Source organism: Riemerella anatipestifer, from assembly GCF_009663465.1.
GTDB classification, from domain to species: domain Bacteria; phylum Bacteroidota; class Bacteroidia; order Flavobacteriales; family Weeksellaceae; genus Riemerella; species Riemerella anatipestifer_C.
Genome location: NZ_QXHU01000006.1, coordinates 202,956 through 222,544, shown reverse-complemented (window position 1 = coordinate 222,544; position 19,589 = coordinate 202,956). Strand labels below are relative to the sequence as shown.

Sequence of the window (19,589 nt, the reverse complement as noted above, 5' to 3'; positions counted from 1 at the left end):
AAATAATGAAACAAAGAATAATTGCTATAATTCCTGCTCGTTATCAGGCAAGTAGATTCCCTGGTAAACTAATGGAGATGCTAGGGGAGAAGACTGTTATTTCTACAACTTATCAAAATGTGGTGGAAACAGGGCTTTTTGACGAAGTTTTTGTAGCAACAGACTCCGAGGTTATTTTTAATGAAATTAAGGAAAACGGTGGAAGGGTAGTAATGACTGGAGAGCATGAAACAGGAAGCGATAGAATAGCAGAAGCGATAAAAGATATCGAGTGTGATATTGTTGTAAATGTGCAAGGTGATGAGCCATTTCTTAAAAAAGAACCTCTAAAACAGTTGATTTCAGTTTTTGATGAAGATAAGAACAAGAGTATTTCTTTGGCTTCGCTTAAAATAAAACTAGAACAGTGGGACGATATAGAAAATCCTAATAATGTAAAAGTAATTACGGATGATAATGGTTTTGCACTTTATTTCAGTCGTTCCGTTATTCCTTTTCCTAGAGAGAAAACAGATGATTTGCAATATTTTAAACATATTGGCGTTTATGCTTTTAGAAGGGAAGCGTTGCTAGAGTTTTCTAGTTTACCGATGAAGCCTTTGGAAATAGCAGAAAAAATAGAGTGCATCAGATATTTGGAATATGGTATGAAAATCAAAATGATAGAAACCGATTTCGTTGGTGTTGGTATAGATGTTCCAGAAGATTTAGAAAAGGCGAAGCAGTTGCTTAGACTTTAATTTAAAAAAAGAAAATAATGATAAAAAAGATAGCATTAGTTGTATTATTAGCTTTAGCACAAGTTTTTTACGCTCAGACAGCTAAAGAAATTATAGACAAAAATATAGAGCTAACAGGAGGGCTTACTAAGTGGAAGTTGCTAAATTCCATTATGTTACAAGGTAAAGTAGTATTGGGAATACAGGAGGAATATCCTATTAAAATCTATCAGCAACGTCCTAACCTTACCAAAACATCTATCATTATCAATAATAAAGAGAGTGTCATAGAGGCTTATGATGGTAAAAAAGGCTATGCAATGAACTATGCCAACAATAAATTACAAGAGTTTGAAAACTATCAACCTCAAAGTTTTGATACTGATTTTATTGATTTTGAGGCTAAAGGGTTCACGGCTGTGATTTTGGGTAAGGATAAAGTAGGGGAAAGGTTATGCTATAAGGTAGAGCTTACCAAAAATGTGAATAAAACTCTGTATTATTTTGATACTGAAAACTATATGCTTCTTAAAGAAGTGAAGAAAGGAGAGACGCTTTTATACTCGGATTTTAAAAAGGTAAATGGACTTACAATGCCTTTTAGAATAGAGGCTTCTACTCCTAAAAAAGAAGGAGATTATGTGATGCTATTCAATAAAATAGAAGTTAATAAGGCATTCCCTGACAATACCTTTAAAATAAAATAAAAGATATAATGAAAAAGTTCTTTATACTTATGCTATCTGTAATTGCTTTAGTGCAATGCTCTAGCAAAAAAAGTGAGGTCCAGCTGGATACATCTAAGCTTTCTAAAAATATCTACGATTATAAAGTGGAAAGTCTAGATGGTGGAGAAATTAATTTTGCGGATTTTAAAGGCAAAAAAATACTCATTGTAAATACAGCGTCTGAATGTGGTTTTACATCTCAATATGAGGGCTTGGAGAAACTTTATCAACAATATAAAGATAGACTAGTAATAGTAGGTTTCCCAGCGAATAACTTTGGTGGGCAAGAACCAGGGACTAATACCGAAATTAAAACTTTTTGTCAAGTGAATTATGGAGTAACTTTTCCTATGGCAGCTAAGGTTTCTGTGAAAGGAGGAGATATAGCTCCTATTTTTCAGTTTCTTACTAAAAAGGAATTAAATGGAGTTAAAGATACTACCATACTTTGGAATTTTACCAAATTTCTTCTAGACGAAAACGGAAAAATAATAGAAAGCTATCTAAGTACTACTAAGCCTGATAGCGACGCGATTACGAAACATTTAAAATAAATAAAAAAGAAAAATGAAATTTTTTTCATTTTTAGTGTAACCTTTTTAATGTTTTGGTCGTACACTATATCGTAACTCTTTATTTGAGCGAAAAATATTATGAGACAACTTAAAATTACCAAGCAGGTTACCAACAGGGAAACGGCATCATTAGATAAGTATTTGCAAGAGATAGGTAAAGTAGACCTAATTACTGCAGATGAGGAGGTAGAATTGGCACAAAAGATTCGTGCTGGGGATAAGGTTGCTTTAGAAAAGCTAATCAAAGCCAACCTTCGTTTTGTGGTTTCTGTATCTAAACAATATCAAAATCAAGGCTTATCGTTACCGGATTTAATCAACGAAGGTAATTTAGGATTGATGAAAGCTGCCAAAAGATATGACGAAACGAGAGGTTTCAAATTTATATCCTATGCGGTGTGGTGGATTAGACAATCTATCTTACAGGCGTTGGCAGAGCAATCTAGAATTGTTCGTTTACCATTGAATAAGATTGGGTCAATCAATAAAATTAACAAAGCATACGCTCACTTAGAACAAGAGAATGAAAGACCGCCTTCCCCAGAAGAATTAGCTGAAGTTTTAGATATGAGTGAGGAGGATATTAAGGAGTCTATGAAAAACAGCGGAAGACACCTTTCTATGGACGCTCCGCTAGTAGAAGGAGAAGACTCTAACCTTTACGATGTTCTTCGTTCAGGGGAATCTCCTAGCCCAGACAAAGAGTTGATGCTAGAATCTTTACAAATAGAGATTGAAAGAGCATTACAAACACTTACGCCTAGAGAAGCAGATTTAGTAAGGCTTTACTTCGGGCTTAACGGCAAACACCCTATGACTTTAGAGGAAATAGGCGAAACTTTTGACCTTACGAGAGAACGTGTTCGTCAGATTAAAGAAAAGGCTATCAAAAGGTTAAAACACAATTCAAGAAGTAAGATTTTGAAGTCTTATTTAGGAAAATAAAACTGTAAAAGGATGATGCATTGTAGCGTTATCCTTTTTTTTATTATAAATAATTAAATATCAATTAATTTTAAATTTAGAAATGAAAACAAGACTAATTGCCCCATCTTTACTTTCCGCTGACTTTGGTAATCTCCAAAGAGATATAGAAATGCTTAACCGTAGCCAAGCCGATTGGTTTCATGTAGATGTGATGGATGGTAGGTTTGTGCCTAATATATCTTTCGGTTTCCCTATAATGAAAACGATAAAGGAGCACGCTAAAAAGTTTGTAGATGTGCATCTTATGATTGTAGAGCCAGAGAAATATGTGGAAGAATTTATTGATAGCGGAGCTGATTTGGTTTCGGTGCATTATGAGGCGTGTACTCATTTACATCGAACAATTAAACTAATACAAAGTAAGGGAGCTAAAGCAGGAGTAGTGCTTAATCCATCTACACCTGTAAGCGTATTAGAGGATATTATAGGGGAGGTAGATTTAGTATTGTTGATGAGTGTTAATCCAGGGTTCGGTGGACAGAAATTTATAGAAAACACCTACAAAAAAATAAAGCAAACTAAAGATTTAATTTTAGACCAAAATGCTACAGCTTTAATCCAAATAGATGGCGGAGTAAATACAGACAATGCTTCTAAGCTGTTTGAGGCAGGCGCTGATGTTCTTGTTGCAGGAAATGCAGTCTTCTCTGCAGAAAATCCAGAAAGCGTAATAGAACTTCTTAAAAGTTAAGGAATAGTATAGTTAAGCAATTTTTTATTTGTAATAATTTATCAAATACACTTAAAAATGAGTAAAGAAATAAAATTGATAGTTTTAGGTTTACTAGTTTTAGTATGGAGCAATTCTTTTGCACAAAATGAATATTATAGGGTAAATGGAAAACATCCTATAGATAAATCTCAATATTCTAAACTGAAAGAACTTTACTTAAAAGAAGGGAAAATTGAAGAGTTTTTGCTAAAAACAGAAACAAAAAAGGATTCCGTAATTAACTACATTAAGATAGATATTGTGAGCACAAATCCTGACGGAATAGATCCCTATGGTGAAACGAAGAAATTTATTGGGAAAAAATTTCCAATAGAAAAATTTAAGGATGAAAATTCAGAATTCTTTTTAAAGGAAAATCTTATTGGAAAGCCTACATTGATTAATTTTTGGTTTACTAGATGTCCTCCCTGCATTGAAGAAATTCCAGCCTTACGAAAGATTAAAGAAAAATTTGGCGATAGGGTTAATTTCATAAGTATAACGTTTGAAAATCAAAAATCAGTCGATAATTTTATTAAAAAATATAATTATGATTACAAACATATTCCAAATTCTAAAAGCCAAATTGATGATTTAGGAATTAGTGCTTATCCTACCAACATGATTTTGGATAAAAATGGAATTATTAAAATTGTAAGTGGGGAAATAACTGAATATGAAGCTAAAGAAATAGAAACAATTCTAAATATATTACTCTAGAATTCGCTATAAATGAAAATATTTAAGCCGTTTCAATCAATTTTGAAACGACTTTTTTTAGATTTATTTTGAGTTTACAGAATCTATATTTTGTTGAGCGTTAGCTTGATTTATAGAATCTATTTTTTCAACTGGGATTTCTCTAGGAGTTTCTTCTTGGTTGTTTTTGTTAATTTGTTTCCAAACAAACCATCCCATAAGCAGAAGAAGGATTAGCGGGAGAAGCCATTTCCATACAGAAATTTCTTTAACGTCTTCGCCTGTTTTTTCTTCTACCTTTTCTTTTAAGTTATCCAACTTGTTAGAAGCACTTTCTTTGAAATCAGAAAAACCTTTTTTAATTGAATCCGAAGTTTCAGATAACTTTTCGGAAGCATTGTCTTTAAACTGTGCAAGTTTTTCTTTAGACTCATCTAACTTTTCAGATAAATCTTCTTTCAAGTCTGAAACCTTATCTTTAATTATATCTGAAGTTTCAGATAACTTTTTGGAAGCATTGTCTTTAAACTGTGCAAGTTTTTCTTTAGACTCATCTAACTTTTCAGATAAATCTTCTTTCAAGTCTGAAACCTTATCTTTAATCATATCTGAAGTTTCAGATAACTTTTCGGAAGCATTGTCTTTAAACTGTGCAAGTTTTTCTTTAGACTCATCTAACTTTTCAGAAAATCCATCTTTAATGTCCGAAACTTTATCTTGAATATTTTCAGTTAAGGTAGCTTTAGCCTTTTCTGTTTTGTTTTCTAGATTTCCAAGTCCTATAGCACCTAATGAGAAACCTACAGGAACAAGATTAGATATATTAGTTTTCTCTTTATTTAAAAGAGTTTCAAGTCCATTACTGTCTAAATTTTGGTCTTTTGCATATCTTCCTATGGTTGCTAAAGAAGTTAGTGAGGTAAATCCTAAAAGAGCATCGGCAGAAGATTCTTTAATCCCTGCAAAAGAGGAAATTCCAGAAGTGATACTTTTTATTTTATCTCCAAAGACCATCGTTAGTACTTTGCTAAGAAGTTCATTAGCAAAAGAGCTTTCCTGGCTTAGTTTAGATAAAATGCTGGTATCAGCTAATTGTGTAATTTCTTGTAAAAGAGACGATTTGTCGGACTGAGATACAATTCCACCTAATACAGTTGGGATAAGTGCATTGGTAGCCTTAGAGACAGCTTCTTCTTTTTCGCCTAATTGAGAGGCAAGTTGGCTGGTAACGCCGTGTCCGAATTGCCCTTTAATAAGTTCTATGATATTGATTGACATAATTTTAATTTTTAATGAGTTAATAATAATTAGTAGGCTTTAGCAAAAAGCACTCTTTGTTTAGATGGTTTTCCTGAAATCATAGAAACGCCCTCTTCTTTTTCTCCCTCTAGAGGAATGCAACGGATAGTAGCTTTAGTTTCTTCTTTTATTCTTTCTTCTTCTTCTTCCGTTCCGTCCCAGTGTGCTAAAATAAAGCCTCCTTTGGTTTCTAAAACTTCTTTAAATTCTTCGTAAGAATCAACCTTAGTGATGTTTTCGTTTCTAAATTTAAGAGCTTTGTCATAAATAGCTTTTTGGATTTCTTCTAAAAGTTCTTGGATATAAACTTCTATATTATCCAAAGGTTTAACCTCTTTGGAAAGGGTATCCCTTCTAGCTATTTCTACTGTTTTGTTTTCTAAATCTCTTGCTCCCATTGCTATTCTTACAGGGACCCCTTTCATCTCATATTCTGCGAATTTCCAACCTGGCTTATGGGTATCTCTGTTATCATATTTTACGGAAATGCCTAATGTTTTTAGTTTAGATTGTAGTTCATAGGCTACTTCATCTATTTGTTTAAGCTGTTCTTCGCCTTTAAATATAGGAACAATAACTACTTGTATAGGAGCTAAAGATGGCGGAAGTACCAAACCATTATCATCGGAATGAGACATAATCAAAGCACCCATAAGTCTTGTGGAAACGCCCCAAGAAGTTGCCCAAGCATACTCTATTTTTCCTTCCCTATTAGTGAATTTAACATCAAATGCTTCAGCGAAATTTTGACCTAAAAAGTGAGACGTTCCTGCTTGTAAAGCTTTTCCGTCCTGCATAAGCGCCTCTATACAGTAAGTTTCTTCTGCACCTGCAAATCTTTCACTAGGCGATTTTATACCTTTTACCACAGGTACAGCCATAAAATTTTCAGCAAAATCAGCATAAACATTTAGCATTTGCTCTGTTTCAGCGATAGCTTCCTCTTTGGTAGCGTGGGCGGTATGTCCTTCTTGCCATAGAAATTCAGCAGTTCTTAAGAAAAGTCTTGTTCTCATCTCCCATCTTACCACATTAGCCCACTGATTGATGAGGATAGGCAAATCTCTGTAAGATTGTACCCAATTCTTGTAAGTATTCCAAATAATAGCTTCGGAGGTAGGCCTCACAATAAGTTCTTCTTCTAGTTTAGCTTCTGGGTCTACTATAAGTTTTTGTGGATTTTCAGGATCTGTTTTTAGACGGTAATGAGTTACTACAGCACATTCTTTGGCAAAACCTTCCGCATTTTTTTCTTCTGCTTCAAAAAGATTTTTAGGAACAAAAATTGGAAAATAGGCATTTTCATGACCAGTTTCTTTAAATTTTTTATCTAGTTCGTTACGCATTTTTTCCCAAATAGCGTAGCCGTAGGGTTTAATTACCATACAGCCCCTTACACCCGAGTTTTCGGCTAAATCTGCCCTCACTACCAACTCATTATACCACTTGCTATAGTCCTCGCTTCTTGATGTTAATTTTGCCATAAATTTATGTTTAAATTTTATTTAATAATTTTGTGAGGGTTATTTGCATTTATCAAATAACCACTGAATTATCACTATGAATTTTAATTTTTTGGTATAGTTTTGGCTATATTTGTTTTAATTCAATCACAAAGATAAATAAAACCTACATAAAGTTATGAAAAAAATAGATTATAATTTCTTAAAAAGAAAATGGGTTGTTAGGTTGGCATTAGCCACTTCCGTTAGTTTTCTGTTAGCTTCTTGTGGGACGCAAATAGGAGGGTATACAGAGACTGATGGGGTTTATTATGATCCAAGTAAAGATGTAATTCCAGAAGGGGTAGTTTTGAATGAGCGTAATAATGTAGGAGATTATTACGATTATAGTAATGATTATAGAGTAGTAGAAAACTCTAGACAGTTACAGAAAAATCAAAGTAATAAGTATCACGAATGGACAGATACTCCTGTACAATCCGATTCAGATTGGGGTGCTTTTGCGGGAGTTGAAAGACACTATACTGGCTTGGGCTGGAATACGCCTTTCTGGGGAACAGGTTTTGGCTGGGATCCTTATTGGGGAGGTTTTGGCGGTTGGAATAGCTGGAATATGGGCTTTGGCTGGAGTTCAGGCTGGGGTTGGAATATGGGCTTCGGCATAGGCTGGGGATCAGGTTGGAACAGATGGGGTTGGAGAAACCCTTATTGGGGTGGAAGATTTGGTTGGAACCCTTACTGGGGAACAGGCTGGGGTAACCCATATTGGGGTGGCTATGGAGCATGGGGAAATCCTTATTGGGGAGTAGCTCCTCGTCAGTACAACTATAGAAGAAGTGGTGTAGACAGTATTACTAGATATAATAACGGAGGATTCAACAATCCAATTTATAGAAACCCAAATAGCAATAGTAATTCAGGAAGAAATTTTGGTGGATTTAGAGACTCAGGTTTTGGAAGAGGAGATAACAGGATTAACCGTAATAACAGCTACTCAATGCCTCAAACAAGAACATTGAGAAGAGCTGAACCAAACTATAATTATCAGGATAGAGGAACGACACCTCGTACACAATCTATACCAAGAAACGATGGATTTAGAAACAACTCTAGTTGGGGTAATGGTTCTAGTAGAAGTGGAGGTTTTGGGTCTGGAAATTCAGGAGGTGGTAGTGTGAGATCTAGTGGTGGTTTTAGAACAGGTGGTTTTAGATAATTTGTTTAATTGAATACTGAAAAAATAAAATAATGAATAAGAAATTATTTTCAATGTTAGGACTGTCTGTTGGAGTTTTATTTTACGCTCAAGATGTGTCTGTAATCAGGAATACGGTAGATGTTTATTCTGATACACAGCCTAATGGTTCTGCAAAATATATGAGTATGGCAGGTGCAATGGGAGCAATGGGAGGTGATGCTTCTTCTATAAATGCTAACCCTGCGGGTGTAGCCGTAAATATTGTAGGTGAATTTTCTGGAACGCTTAACGCTTTGGGAAATAAAAATACTTCAACTTTAGCAAATAAATCTTATGATGAGGTTTATAAGAAAGCTAATTTAGGACATTTAGGAGGTGTTGTTGTAATGCAAACTAGTAATAATTCTAAATGGAAGTTTATTAACCTAGGTTTTAATTATAGCACCAAAGATATTGATAGCTACATTAGAACCCCTGAAAATCATGTTATAAACGCAATCGCAACTTATACAGATGAGAAAGGTAATAAACAAACAGATGTGTTACTCTACGATGGACACGCCTATAATAGAATGGGACACACTTCAAAATTATCCTTCGCATTTGGTGGAAATTACGATCATAAGTGGTATGTAGGTGGCGGAGTGCACTTCCATTCGGCGAATATAGAACAAGGCGATTTTTTTAGAATGCAATCTCAAACGGCAGGTACTAAGGGGCTTTACCAAAAACAGGAAACTCCTTTCCAAGAGTCTTCTGATGGTATGGCTATCTCTGCAGGGATTATTGGCAAGATAGACAAGAATTTCCGTGTAGGTTTAGCACTAGAGTCTCCTACTTGGTGGAATATAGAAAGGGCTTATAACCATTACTATTATGATATGGGTAATATGGGTAATAAAGTTGTAGTAACGGCACTAGTTAATGAGAATAGAAGATTGAGTACTCCAATGAAAGCCACTCTGAGTGGTGCTTATATAGCTAACAAGAATTTTGCAGTAAATGTGGATTATACTTTAGGAGTTACAAAACCTCAGTATAATGTACAGAGGGATGAAGAAAAACTATTGAATGAGTTTTTTAGCAAAGTGTATTCCAATACTTCTGAACTGAGATTAGGAGCGGAATATAGATTGGATAATTGGAGATTAAGAGGAGGTTATGCCTATCAGTCTAATCCGTTTTCTAACGCTTCTTTAAGTGTTATTGATGCTACTAATGGCTTCTCTTCAGGTAGAATATTTAATAATTTATATCTTTCTAGCAGACAAACTTTAGGTTTGGGATTAGGGTATAATTTTAAATCTTTCTATGTAGATGCGGCTTATCAGAATACAAGTACTAGCTTCTCTAATCCATTTTTTGCGGGAGAGTATGCTTCTCCAGTAGGAGATAGTGTGTTTAATGAAGGAGATGGGGTATATCAGAAAGATAGCATTGTTTCTGATGTTAAAACGGTAAGAAATAACTTTGTGTTTACCGTAGGTTGGAGATTTTAAAAAAAAGTATAATTAAATAGAGGTAAGAGGCTGCTTATTATTAAGTAGTCTCTTATTTTTTTGTAGAATTAGATATTTTTTATAATTTTGTTAGTCTTACCTAACTTTTGTTTGAGTAATGAAAAAATACTTCAAAGATAGAACGTGGAAAAAAGAGCGCTCTGGTAATTCTTTATCAGAATCGTTTTCTAGTATTGAGGTGCCTAAAGATGCAGGTTTTTGGAAGAAATTTCTAGCATTTGTAGGTCCAGGGCTGATGGTAGCGGTAGGCTATATGGATCCAGGCAACTGGGCAACAGGCATTGCTGGTGGAGCTAAATTTGGATACATCTTACTATCGGTAGTACTTATTTCTAATCTTTTTGCGATGCTGTTACAGCATTTGTCTTTAAAGTTAGGTATCGTTGCCGAAAGAGATTTGGCTCAAGCTTGTAGAGATAGTTATTCTCGACCTGTTAATTTTCTACTTTGGATTTTTGCTGAAATAGCCATTGCGGCTACAGACCTTGCGGAGGTAATAGGGGCTGCCATAGCTCTTAATCTTTTGTTTGGGATACCACTTACCATTGGGATAGCCATTACGGTAGTAGATGTATTTGTTATTTTGATGCTTCAAGCCAAAGGTTTTAGATGGCTAGAAAGTGTCGTGGGTGGTTTGATAGCAATTATCTTCTTTTGTTTTTTATACGAAATAGTGGTAAGTAATCCTGAGTGGTTTCCTATTTTGAAAGGTTTAGTGCCACAGAAAGAAATTGTGTTTAACCCAAGTATGCTCTATATAGCAATAGGGATTTTAGGAGCTACTGTAATGCCTCATAACTTGTACTTGCATAGCAGTATTGTACAGACTAGAAACTATTCTAGAGATGATAAGGGGAAGAGGGAAGCTATTAAATTCGCTACTTTGGATAGTAATATTTCTTTGTTGTTAGCATTTTTAATCAATGCGGCTATACTTATTATTTCATCGGCGGCATTTCATCACACAGGCTATCAAGATGTTGCTGACATTACAGACGCTCATCAACTTTTGTCTCCAATTTTAGGAACGAGCCTCGCTAGTATTGTGTTTGCTATAGCTTTGTTGGCTTCTGGGCAAAACTCAACCCTTACAGGCACTTTGGCTGGGCAGATTGTAATGGAGGGTTTTATCAATATTAAATTAAAACCTTGGTTAAGACGATTGATTACAAGATTGATAGCTGTAATACCAGCGTTGATAGTCGCTACTATCTATGGTGAAAAAGGAACTACTGACCTTTTAATATTAAGTCAAGTTATACTTTCCTTACAGTTGAGTTTTGCAGTAGTACCGCTGGTAATGCTAACTAATAATAAACTTAAGATGGGAGCATTTGCTAATCAAGGTTTTTTGAAATACACCGCTATCATCATTAGTCTTATCATTATTGTACTGAATATTTATTTGGTTTATACCGAAATAGGTTAGAGTAAGTTTCTTAGGTCTGTCAATTTGTCCTAAATCTTAATTTGGCAATATCTTTGACAATATCTGAGTAATAAAACCAAAAAAGAATGGAAGAGAATAAAGATTTGCACGAAGAAAAACTTAATGTTTCTGAAGAAAGCCTAAACGAAGAAACTCAAAATATAAATATTGACAGTGAAGAAAATCTGACAAAAGAACCTACAACGGAAGAACTTTTGGCAGAGGAGAAAGACCGTTACATTCGTCTATATGCTGAGTTTGAAAACTATAAAAAAAGAACTTCTAAAGAGCGAATGGAGTTTTTCCAATATGCTAATCAGGATATGATGGTGAGTATGCTCGCTATTTTAGATGATTTTGAAAGAGCCTTAAAAGAAATAGCAAAAACAGGTAAAGAAGAAGACTTAAAAGGAGTAGAACTTATCTATCAAAAATTCAAAAATAAACTGGTAGAAAAAGGATTAAAGCCTATAGAGGTAAATGCAGGAGACGACTTTAATGTAGATTTCCACGAAGCTATTACTCAAATACCAGCTCCTACCGAAGATTTAAAAGGTAAAATTGTAGATGTAATAGAGTCTGGATATATGCTGTACGATAGAGTCATTAGATTTACTAAAGTAGTTACAGGGCAATAAATCTTACATTATAAATGAAACTTTCATTTATTATAAAATTAAAATAAAGAATGTCAAAAAGAGATTACTACGAGATATTAGGGGTAGAAAAAAATGCAACGGCAGACGCTATTAAAAAAGCCTACCGAAGACAAGCACTTAAATATCACCCAGATAAAAATCCAGGAGATAAAGAAGCTGAAGAAAAATTTAAAGAAGCGGCGGAAGCCTACGAAGTTCTCAGCGATGAGAATAAGAGAGCTAGATATGACCAATACGGTCATGCGGGAGTAGGTGGCAGCGGAGGCTTCGGTGGTGGAGGCTTCGGTGGCGGTATGAATATGGAAGATATTTTCAGTCAGTTTGGAGATATCTTTGGAGGTCATTTTGGAGGTTTCGGCGGTGGAGCTAGGAGACAAGAGGCTAGAGGTACTAACCTTAGAGTTCGTATCAAGCTAAGCCTAGAGGAGATGATGAATGGAACACAGAAAACCATCAAAATCAAAAAAATGAAACTTGCCCTTGGGGTAACTTCTAAGACTTGTCCTACTTGTAACGGTAATGGTGTCCAAATGAAAGTGATGAACACAATGTTTGGACAGATGCAAACGCAAACCACTTGTGGGGCGTGTAATGGTATTGGGAAGGTAGCAGATAAAATACCAGCTGGAGCTAATGCTCAAGGGCTTATTAAGGCTGATGAGGAAGTGAGTATCAACATTCCAGCAGGAGCTAGAGATGGTATACAACTAAGTGTAAGAGGTAAAGGTAACGACGCACCTTTCGGCGGAACTTCAGGTGATTTACTTGTGGTGGTGGAGGAAGAGGAAGATGCAAACATTAAAAGGGAAGGAGATAACCTTCATCAAGAGTTATATATTTCCTTCGCAGAAGCAGCATTAGGTACTTCTAAAGAAATCCCAATAGTAGGTGGTAAAGTTAAAATAAAAGTAGATGCAGGTACGCAATCGGGTAAGATTCTACGGCTTGCGGGTAAAGGGCTTCCTAGCATAGATAGCTATGGTAGGGGAGATATGTTTATACACATCAATGTATGGACGCCACAAAATCTTACAAAGGAACAGAAAGAATTTTTTGAAAAACAACTGAACAGTGGCGAAATGAAAGCTGAACCTTCAGGGAAAGAAAAAACATTCTTTGATAAGGTGAGAGATTTGTTTAACTAGAATTACAATAATGATAAAAAGAGACTTTTAAAGGTCTCTTTTTTTATGAGCGATTAGGATAATTGTAACAAAAACTCTTTTCTTTGTACTAACTAAAATAAAAATACAAAAATGCTTAGAGCAGAACATATTACAAAAACCTATGATGCAGGCAGAAAAGTAGCTTTGTCTGACTTTAGTATAGAAGTCCCTACGGGAAGCATCTACGGACTGTTAGGACCTAACGGAGCGGGTAAAACTTCTTTTATCAGAATCATCAACCAGATTACTCAAGCGGATAGTGGTAAAGTTTTTATAGATAACGAAATTTTAAGTCCTCACCATATTAAGGCGATTGGCTATATGCCAGAAGAGAGAGGTCTTTATAAAAATATGACGGTGGGCGACCAAATTCTCTATTTTGGGGAGCTTAAAGGTATGTCTAAAAATGAGGCACTTACTCAAGCTAAATATTGGTTTGAACGCCTAAACATAGACCAATGGTGGAAAAAGAAACTTTCTGAACTTTCCAAAGGTATGGCACAGAAAATACAGTTTGTGGTAACGGTGTTGCATTGCCCTAAATTACTTATTTTAGATGAGCCTTTCTCTGGGTTTGACCCTGTAAACGCTAATCTCATCAAAGACCAAATCATCAATCTTAAAAATAACGGGACAACCATCATACTTTCTACACATAGAATGGAAAGTGTGGAAGAAATGTGCGATTATGTAGCGTTGGTTAATCATTCGAAAAAAATCTTAGACGGAAAAGTGTTTGAAGTAAGAGAGCGTTTCAAACAAAATGTTTACGAAGTCGTACTCGCTCACTCTAACTCTGAATTGTTGGAAAGCTTTAAGTCGGAATTTTCGCCTTCTGATTGGCAAGAAAAAGATGGACTTATTAGTTTTAATCTAAAATATCAAGGCGAACAAAACCAGCTGTTGTCAAAGCTAATGCCGTTAGGAAGCATTAGAAGTTTTAATGAGAAAATACCTAGTATGAACGAAGTGTTCATTACTGCTGTACAAAACTAATATCGTATGAAAAATATTATTATCATAACCAAAAGAGAATTTCTTACTCAGGTTAAAAAGAAATCTTTTATTGTACTCACTTTGCTAGCTCCAATTTTAATGATAGTTTTCGGGGCTGTTATAGGATTGATGTTTAAAGCTAACGAAACGGAATACCAGTTTTCTGTCATAGATAAAAGTGGTGTGTTTGAAAACCGAATGAAAGCTCCGCAAGAGGTTTCTCTTGTGTATGCATCTCCTAACACCGAGGCATCTTTGAAGAAAGGATTAAAGACTTCTGAAGCTGTTGATGGAGTGTTGATTATTCCACCTATGCAAGGGCAAGATTATGAAGCATTACAGAATCAAGCTCAGCTATTGGTAAATAAGAAAATAGGTTTTGACGTGAGGAAAGCCTTAGCGTCTTCTATGTCGGACGTCATTAAGAAAGAAAAAATAAAAGCACTTGGAATCACCGAAACTCAAGTGAACGACTTAGATAAATCTTTTGAACTTAAAACCACCAATGTTTTAGATAATCATCAGCAGGACGATAGCCTTGCGTTTGGTGTAAAATCAGGTTTGAGTATGCTACTGATGTACGCTACTTTTATGTTTATTTTGATTTATGGAGTAAGGGTAATGCGTAGCGTTTTGGAAGAAAAAAATAACCGTGTGGTAGAAATTATTATTTCTTCAGTTAAACCATTTGATTTAATGATGGGTAAAATCTTAGGGGTTACTTTAGTAGCACTTACCCAGTTTGTTATATGGATAGGTATGGCGGTAACAGCAGCAGTATTTTTTAATCAAAGTTTTAGTCCAATGCCTAACGAGAACACTCTAGAACAAATGGAAAATATACAGGAGGTAGTGGCTCATATATCTCATACTTTGTTGGAACTCAATTATGGGCTTATTATTGGGGTGTTTCTTGTGTTTTTCCTTTTAGGTTATATTTTTTATAGTTCTATCTATGCTGCTATCGGTTCTGCGGTAGATAACGATACCGAAACTCAACAGTTTACTTTATTTGTAACCATTCCGTTGATGTTGGGGCTTTATGGTAGCATTTCTATTATGAATAATCCAGATGGACCTATGGGCTTTTGGCTTTCTATGATTCCGTTAACTTCCCCTGTAGCTATGATTGCAAGGATACCCTTTGGAGTGCCTATTTGGGAGTTGGTATTGTCGGTTGCGTTATTATTTATTACTACATTACTGATGGTCTTTATTGCTGCAAAAATATACCGTGTAGGCATACTAATGCACGGTAATAAAGCAACTCTAAAAGAACTTTGGAAGTGGATTAGACATTCGTAAGTATTGGGAGTAATTATTATAAAAAGCCGAGAGAATATTTTTTCTTTCGGCTTTTTGTTTAAAGTTAATATTTGAAATGAATGAGGTGTGGGAATGTATTTTTTTAGAAATTTTAATATCAATAATTTTTTGTAAATTCGCACTAAATTTTTAATCAATGAATTACGATATTATAGTTATAGGAAGTGGTCCTGGTGGTTATGTAACAGCCATTAGAGCAGCACAATTAGGTTTCAAAACAGCTATTGTAGAAAAGGAAAACTTAGGAGGTATCTGCCTTAACTGGGGTTGTATTCCTACAAAGGCATTATTGAAATCGGCACAAGTGTTTAAGTACATCAACCATGCAGAAGATTTCGGTCTTAATAAAGTAGAAGCTAGTTTTGAATTTCCTAATGTAATTCAGAGAAGCCGTGGTGTAGCGAGTAAGATGAGTAAAGGGATTGAATTCCTTATGAAAAAGAATAAGATAGATGTTATCTTCGGTACTGCTAAAGTTCAAAAAGGTAAAAAAGTTTTAGTGGAAAAAGACGGTGCTACAAAAGAATATTCTGCTGAGCACATCATCTTGGCAACAGGAGCTCGTTCTAGAGAGTTGCCAAACCTTTCTCAAGACGGCAAAAAAGTAATTGGGTATAGACAAGCACTTTCTTTACCAGAACAGCCTAAATCTATGATAGTGGTAGGTTCTGGGGCTATCGGAGTAGAGTTTGCTTATTTCTACGCTACTATGGGGACTAAAGTAACTATCGTGGAGTTTATGCCAAACATCGTACCTGTAGAGGACGAGGAGGTTTCTAAACATTTAGAAAAATCTCTTAAGAAAGCAGGTATAGAGGTAATGACTAGTGCTTCTGTAGAATCTGTGGATACTTCTGGTAACGGCGTTAAAGCTAATGTAAAAACAGCTAAAGGTAATGTAACGTTAGAGGCTGATGTGGTACTTTCAGCAGTAGGTATTACGGCTAATATTGAAAACATAGGACTAGAAGAAGTTGGAATTAAAACAGATAAAGGTAGAGTTTTAGTAAATGAATGGTACCAAACTTCAGTACCAGGTTATTATGCGATAGGAGATATTATTCCTACTCAAGCTTTAGCTCATGTTGCTTCTGCGGAAGGAATTACCTGTGTGGAAAAAATTAAAGGGCTACATACAGAAACTATAGATTATGGCAATATTCCAGGGTGTACTTATTGCCTTCCTGAAATAGCTTCAGTAGGTCTTACCGAAAAACAAGCCAAAGAAAAAGGCTATGATATTAAGGTTGGGAAATTCCCATTCTCTGCTAGTGGAAAAGCGACTGCAAATGGAGATACAGATGGTTTTGTAAAAGTAATTTTTGATGCTAAATATGGTGAGTGGTTAGGTTGTCATATGATAGGTACTGGCGTTACCGAAATGATAGCAGAGGCAGTAGTTGCTAGAAAATTAGAAACTACAGGACACGAGATTTTGAAATCTGTTCACCCACACCCTACATTGTCAGAAGCAGTTATGGAAGCAGTAGCTGCGGCTTATGGGGAGGTAATACATATTTAATTATAGTAAACTTTAGTTATAAAATAATAGCACCTCCTAGATGTGATAAGTCTAGTGAGGTGTTTTGTTTTTGTATTATAACATAAATTTATAGATGAGAGCGATATTTATATTTATTCTTTTATTACCTATGGTTGCGTTTTCGCAAACCAATAATTTGGGGAATTGGTTTATCTATTTTGGAAATAAAAAGATTGATAATCGATGGAATTGGCATCACGAGGTGCAATATAGAAATTTTAATTTTATAGGAGATACAGAGCAGGTACTCATTAGAACAGGGCTTGGTTATAATCTTACCGAAAACAATAATAATATTTTGCTAGGTGCAGCATTCATTTACAGCGAACCTTATTTGGCAAACAGCGATACTAAGACTAGTTTTAACGAGCATCGTATTTATCAGCAGTTTATCACAAGGCAGACTTTTGGAGCGGTATCTTTGCAACACAGATATAGGTTTGAGCAACGTTTTTTTGAGAAAGATTTTAGGTTGAGGTTGCGTTATTTTATAGGTCTTAATGTAGCTCTGAACAAAAAGCAAATGATGGATAAAGCAGTCTATTTATCTGCTTATAATGAGATATTTATAAATACTGAAAACAATATATTTGATAGAAACAGGCTTTATGGTGGTTTAGGATATAGATTTTCTAAAAATGTGAGAACCGAAGTTGGGGTGATGAATCAGTCCACAAGTACTGTGTCTAGAAATCAATTAAATTTGATTACATTTTTTAACTTTTAATACCGTTCTTGTAAATAAAATTAAGCCGTTTCAAAAAAACTTTGAAACGGCTTATTGTATTTTATAATTTAGCAGGTAATACTTTGGTTTTTACTTCACCAAAGCCTACTCTAATATGCTCATTTTGAGCGAAGCCTCTCATCGTGATGGTGTCGCCATCTTCTATAAATTTCCTTTCGCTGCCGTCTGAAAGCGTTAAAGGATTTTGACCTCTCCAAGTAAGTTCTAGCATAGAACCAAAACTACTCGGTTCTTTACCCGAAATAGTTCCCGAAGCATACATATCTCCCACTTCTACGTTACAACCATTGATGGTGTGATGTGCCAACTGCTGAGCCATATTCCAATACATATATTTGAAATTAGACTGGCAAATAAGGTTCTCCGCTCCATTTTCAGGAGTTAGGTAAACTTCTAAAGCAATATCAAAGTTTTTATCGCCTTCAAACTTTAGGTAAGGTAACACCTCTGGTTCTTGCTTAGGAGAGGTGGTTCTAAATGGCTCTAAAGCCTCTAACGTAACCACCCAAGGCGATATGGACGAACAGAAGTTTTTCCCTAAAAACGGACCTAGCGGCACATACTCCCAACTCTGAATATCCCTAGCCGACCAGTCATTAAACAGTACCATTCCGAAAATGGAGTCCTCCGCATCTTTGGTAGAAATACTTTCGCCCATTTCTGTATTTTTATTAACTATAAAAGCCATCTCTAGCTCAAAATCTAACTGTTTAGACGCTCCAAATATTGGTTGGTTGGCGTCCGCAGGTTTCATTTGCCCTTTTGGTCTATGAAAATCCACTCCCGAAGTTACAATAGATGAAGCCCTGCCGTGATACCCTACTGGAATATGCTTCCAATTAGGTAAAAGGGCATTTTCTGGGTCACGGAACATCTTTCCGACATTAGTAGCGTGTTCTATACTACTGTAAAAATCAGTATAGTTAGGGATATGCACTGGCATTAGCATTTCCACCTCGTCTAAATCATAAAAGCACTCTTCTATCACTTTTTCGTCTTTAGAAAGTTTAGAACCTTCTAAAAGCAATGCTTGTATTCTTTCTCTAACAACGGTAGTTACAGGTTTACCTAGCTCTATAAAATCGTTTAGGGTATAGCCTTCAAAAACATTTTCGGTTAAGCCTTCTATATCGTCAAAGTAGCCATAATCGTAAAGTGAGGCTAGGTCTATTACCAAATCGCCTATTCTAGTAGCACAAGCAATATACTCGTGATTGAAAACCGCCACCCCAAACGGAATGTTATAAATGGAAAAATCGGACTGTTCGTTATAATTTACAAATGATTTCATAGTTTATTTTTTTACAGGTTGTTTTGTGATAGACTGTTCATCTATCCAGCGTTGTTTTGTGTTGATGTCTATTAGGTAGAGAATTTCTTTCTCTCTATTTAGCATTAGGGTTTTAGTAACCGCAATAGGTATCTTTTTTCCTTCTAATTTATCGGCTCTTATAGAAACAATGTTTTTCTTTCTAATAAAATCACCATCATACACTTTGGAAGAGGTTTTATTGTCAGACTTGGCATCTAATAGTTCTATATAATTCACTTTATCATTGGTAAACACAATAAATTCTCGCTCTGTTCTGTCTTCAAAATCTTTTATAGAAACAAATTTTTTTCCGTCCAGACTTACTCCACTTAAATCTTGGTTAAAGCCTCTCCTTTCTTCTAAACGGTCTAAAATAGCGTTAAGTGTACCGAAGTTTTGTGCTTTAATACCGAAAGAGGCTATAACAAAGCCTAATGCAATTATTTTTTTCATTATTTATATCATTTTAAAAAACACAGTACACAGATTAGTGTGTACTGTATTGATGTC

Annotated in this window: 19 protein-coding genes; 15 read left to right on the top strand and 4 right to left on the bottom strand. The window is 35.2% G+C overall.

What is annotated here, in order from left to right; genetic code table 11:
* Positions 1–5: 5 nt before the first annotated feature.
* The 6 genes from kdsB (at position 6) to D1003_RS09920 (ending at position 4,441) form a co-directional block, all read left to right on the top strand.
* Positions 6–740, top strand: a complete 735-nt coding sequence (gene kdsB / locus D1003_RS09945; RefSeq protein WP_153936856.1) for a 3-deoxy-manno-octulosonate cytidylyltransferase — start codon at positions 6–8, stop codon at positions 738–740.
* A 17-nt stretch (positions 741–757) separates the two neighbouring features.
* Positions 758–1,426 (top strand): outer membrane lipoprotein-sorting protein, encoded by a 669-nt coding sequence (locus tag D1003_RS09940; protein WP_153936854.1) that lies wholly within the window; start codon positions 758–760, stop codon positions 1,424–1,426.
* An 8-nt stretch (positions 1,427–1,434) separates the two neighbouring features.
* A complete protein-coding gene (locus D1003_RS09935) occupies positions 1,435–2,001 on the top strand; it encodes a glutathione peroxidase (protein ID WP_014938142.1) in 567 nt (188 codons plus the stop codon).
* 99 nt (positions 2,002–2,100) lie between these two features.
* Positions 2,101–2,967 carry an RNA polymerase sigma factor RpoD/SigA gene (locus D1003_RS09930; RefSeq protein WP_004918429.1) on the top strand — a complete coding sequence of 289 codons (867 nt, stop codon included), beginning with the start codon at positions 2,101–2,103 and terminating at the stop codon, positions 2,965–2,967.
* Between the two features lie 82 nt (positions 2,968–3,049).
* Complete coding sequence (rpe, locus tag D1003_RS09925) at positions 3,050–3,700, top strand: ribulose-phosphate 3-epimerase (protein WP_052911726.1); 651 nt, start codon at positions 3,050–3,052, stop codon at positions 3,698–3,700.
* A 57-nt stretch (positions 3,701–3,757) separates the two neighbouring features.
* Positions 3,758–4,441 (top strand): TlpA disulfide reductase family protein, encoded by a 684-nt coding sequence (locus D1003_RS09920; protein WP_080985989.1) that lies wholly within the window; start codon positions 3,758–3,760, stop codon positions 4,439–4,441.
* Between the two features lie 63 nt (positions 4,442–4,504).
* Here D1003_RS09920 and D1003_RS09915 read toward each other — a convergent pair whose 3' ends face one another.
* Both D1003_RS09915 and proS read right to left on the bottom strand, forming a co-directional pair.
* Entirely contained in the window at positions 4,505–5,698 is a 1,194-nt protein-coding gene (locus D1003_RS09915; protein ID WP_153936852.1) for a DUF937 domain-containing protein, read from the bottom strand.
* A 29-nt stretch (positions 5,699–5,727) separates the two neighbouring features.
* Complete coding sequence (proS, locus tag D1003_RS09910; RefSeq protein WP_153936850.1) at positions 5,728–7,203, bottom strand: proline--tRNA ligase; 1,476 nt, start codon at positions 7,201–7,203, stop codon at positions 5,728–5,730.
* A 157-nt stretch (positions 7,204–7,360) separates the two neighbouring features.
* Between proS and D1003_RS09905 the strand changes: the two genes are divergently transcribed.
* The 9 genes from D1003_RS09905 (at position 7,361) to D1003_RS09865 (ending at position 17,746) form a co-directional block, all read left to right on the top strand.
* The gene (locus D1003_RS09905) at positions 7,361–8,398 is read left to right on the top strand and encodes a Vitellogenin II precursor (RefSeq protein ID WP_153936848.1); all 1,038 of its coding nucleotides are present in this window, start codon (positions 7,361–7,363) and stop codon (positions 8,396–8,398) included.
* A 32-nt stretch (positions 8,399–8,430) separates the two neighbouring features.
* Positions 8,431–9,879 (top strand): OmpP1/FadL family transporter, encoded by a 1,449-nt coding sequence (locus D1003_RS09900; RefSeq protein WP_153936846.1) that lies wholly within the window; start codon positions 8,431–8,433, stop codon positions 9,877–9,879.
* Between the two features lie 118 nt (positions 9,880–9,997).
* Positions 9,998–11,329, top strand: coding sequence for an Nramp family divalent metal transporter (locus D1003_RS09895; protein WP_153936844.1), 1,332 nt, complete (start codon positions 9,998–10,000; stop codon positions 11,327–11,329).
* Positions 11,330–11,415: 86 nt separating this feature from the next.
* Positions 11,416–11,967 carry a nucleotide exchange factor GrpE gene (locus D1003_RS09890; RefSeq protein ID WP_153936842.1) on the top strand — a complete coding sequence of 184 codons (552 nt, stop codon included), beginning with the start codon at positions 11,416–11,418 and terminating at the stop codon, positions 11,965–11,967.
* Positions 11,968–12,017: 50 nt separating this feature from the next.
* The gene (dnaJ, locus tag D1003_RS09885; protein ID WP_153936840.1) at positions 12,018–13,133 is read left to right on the top strand and encodes a molecular chaperone DnaJ; all 1,116 of its coding nucleotides are present in this window, start codon (positions 12,018–12,020) and stop codon (positions 13,131–13,133) included.
* Between the two features lie 111 nt (positions 13,134–13,244).
* Entirely contained in the window at positions 13,245–14,150 is a 906-nt protein-coding gene (locus D1003_RS09880) for an ABC transporter ATP-binding protein (protein WP_153936838.1), read from the top strand.
* A 6-nt stretch (positions 14,151–14,156) separates the two neighbouring features.
* Positions 14,157–15,455, top strand: a complete 1,299-nt coding sequence (locus D1003_RS09875; RefSeq protein ID WP_153936836.1) for an ABC transporter permease — start codon at positions 14,157–14,159, stop codon at positions 15,453–15,455.
* A 157-nt stretch (positions 15,456–15,612) separates the two neighbouring features.
* Entirely contained in the window at positions 15,613–16,998 is a 1,386-nt protein-coding gene (gene lpdA / locus D1003_RS09870; RefSeq protein ID WP_153936834.1) for a dihydrolipoyl dehydrogenase, read from the top strand.
* 94 nt (positions 16,999–17,092) lie between these two features.
* A complete protein-coding gene (locus tag D1003_RS09865; RefSeq protein WP_004918451.1) occupies positions 17,093–17,746 on the top strand; it encodes a DUF2490 domain-containing protein in 654 nt (217 codons plus the stop codon).
* 61 nt (positions 17,747–17,807) lie between these two features.
* Here D1003_RS09865 and fahA read toward each other — a convergent pair whose 3' ends face one another.
* Positions 17,808–19,058 (bottom strand): fumarylacetoacetase, encoded by a 1,251-nt coding sequence (gene fahA, locus D1003_RS09860; RefSeq protein ID WP_153936832.1) that lies wholly within the window; start codon positions 19,056–19,058, stop codon positions 17,808–17,810.
* A gap of 3 nt (positions 19,059–19,061) precedes the next feature.
* Complete coding sequence (locus tag D1003_RS09855; RefSeq protein WP_153936830.1) at positions 19,062–19,532, bottom strand: hypothetical protein; 471 nt, start codon at positions 19,530–19,532, stop codon at positions 19,062–19,064.
* Positions 19,533–19,589 lie beyond the last annotated feature (57 nt).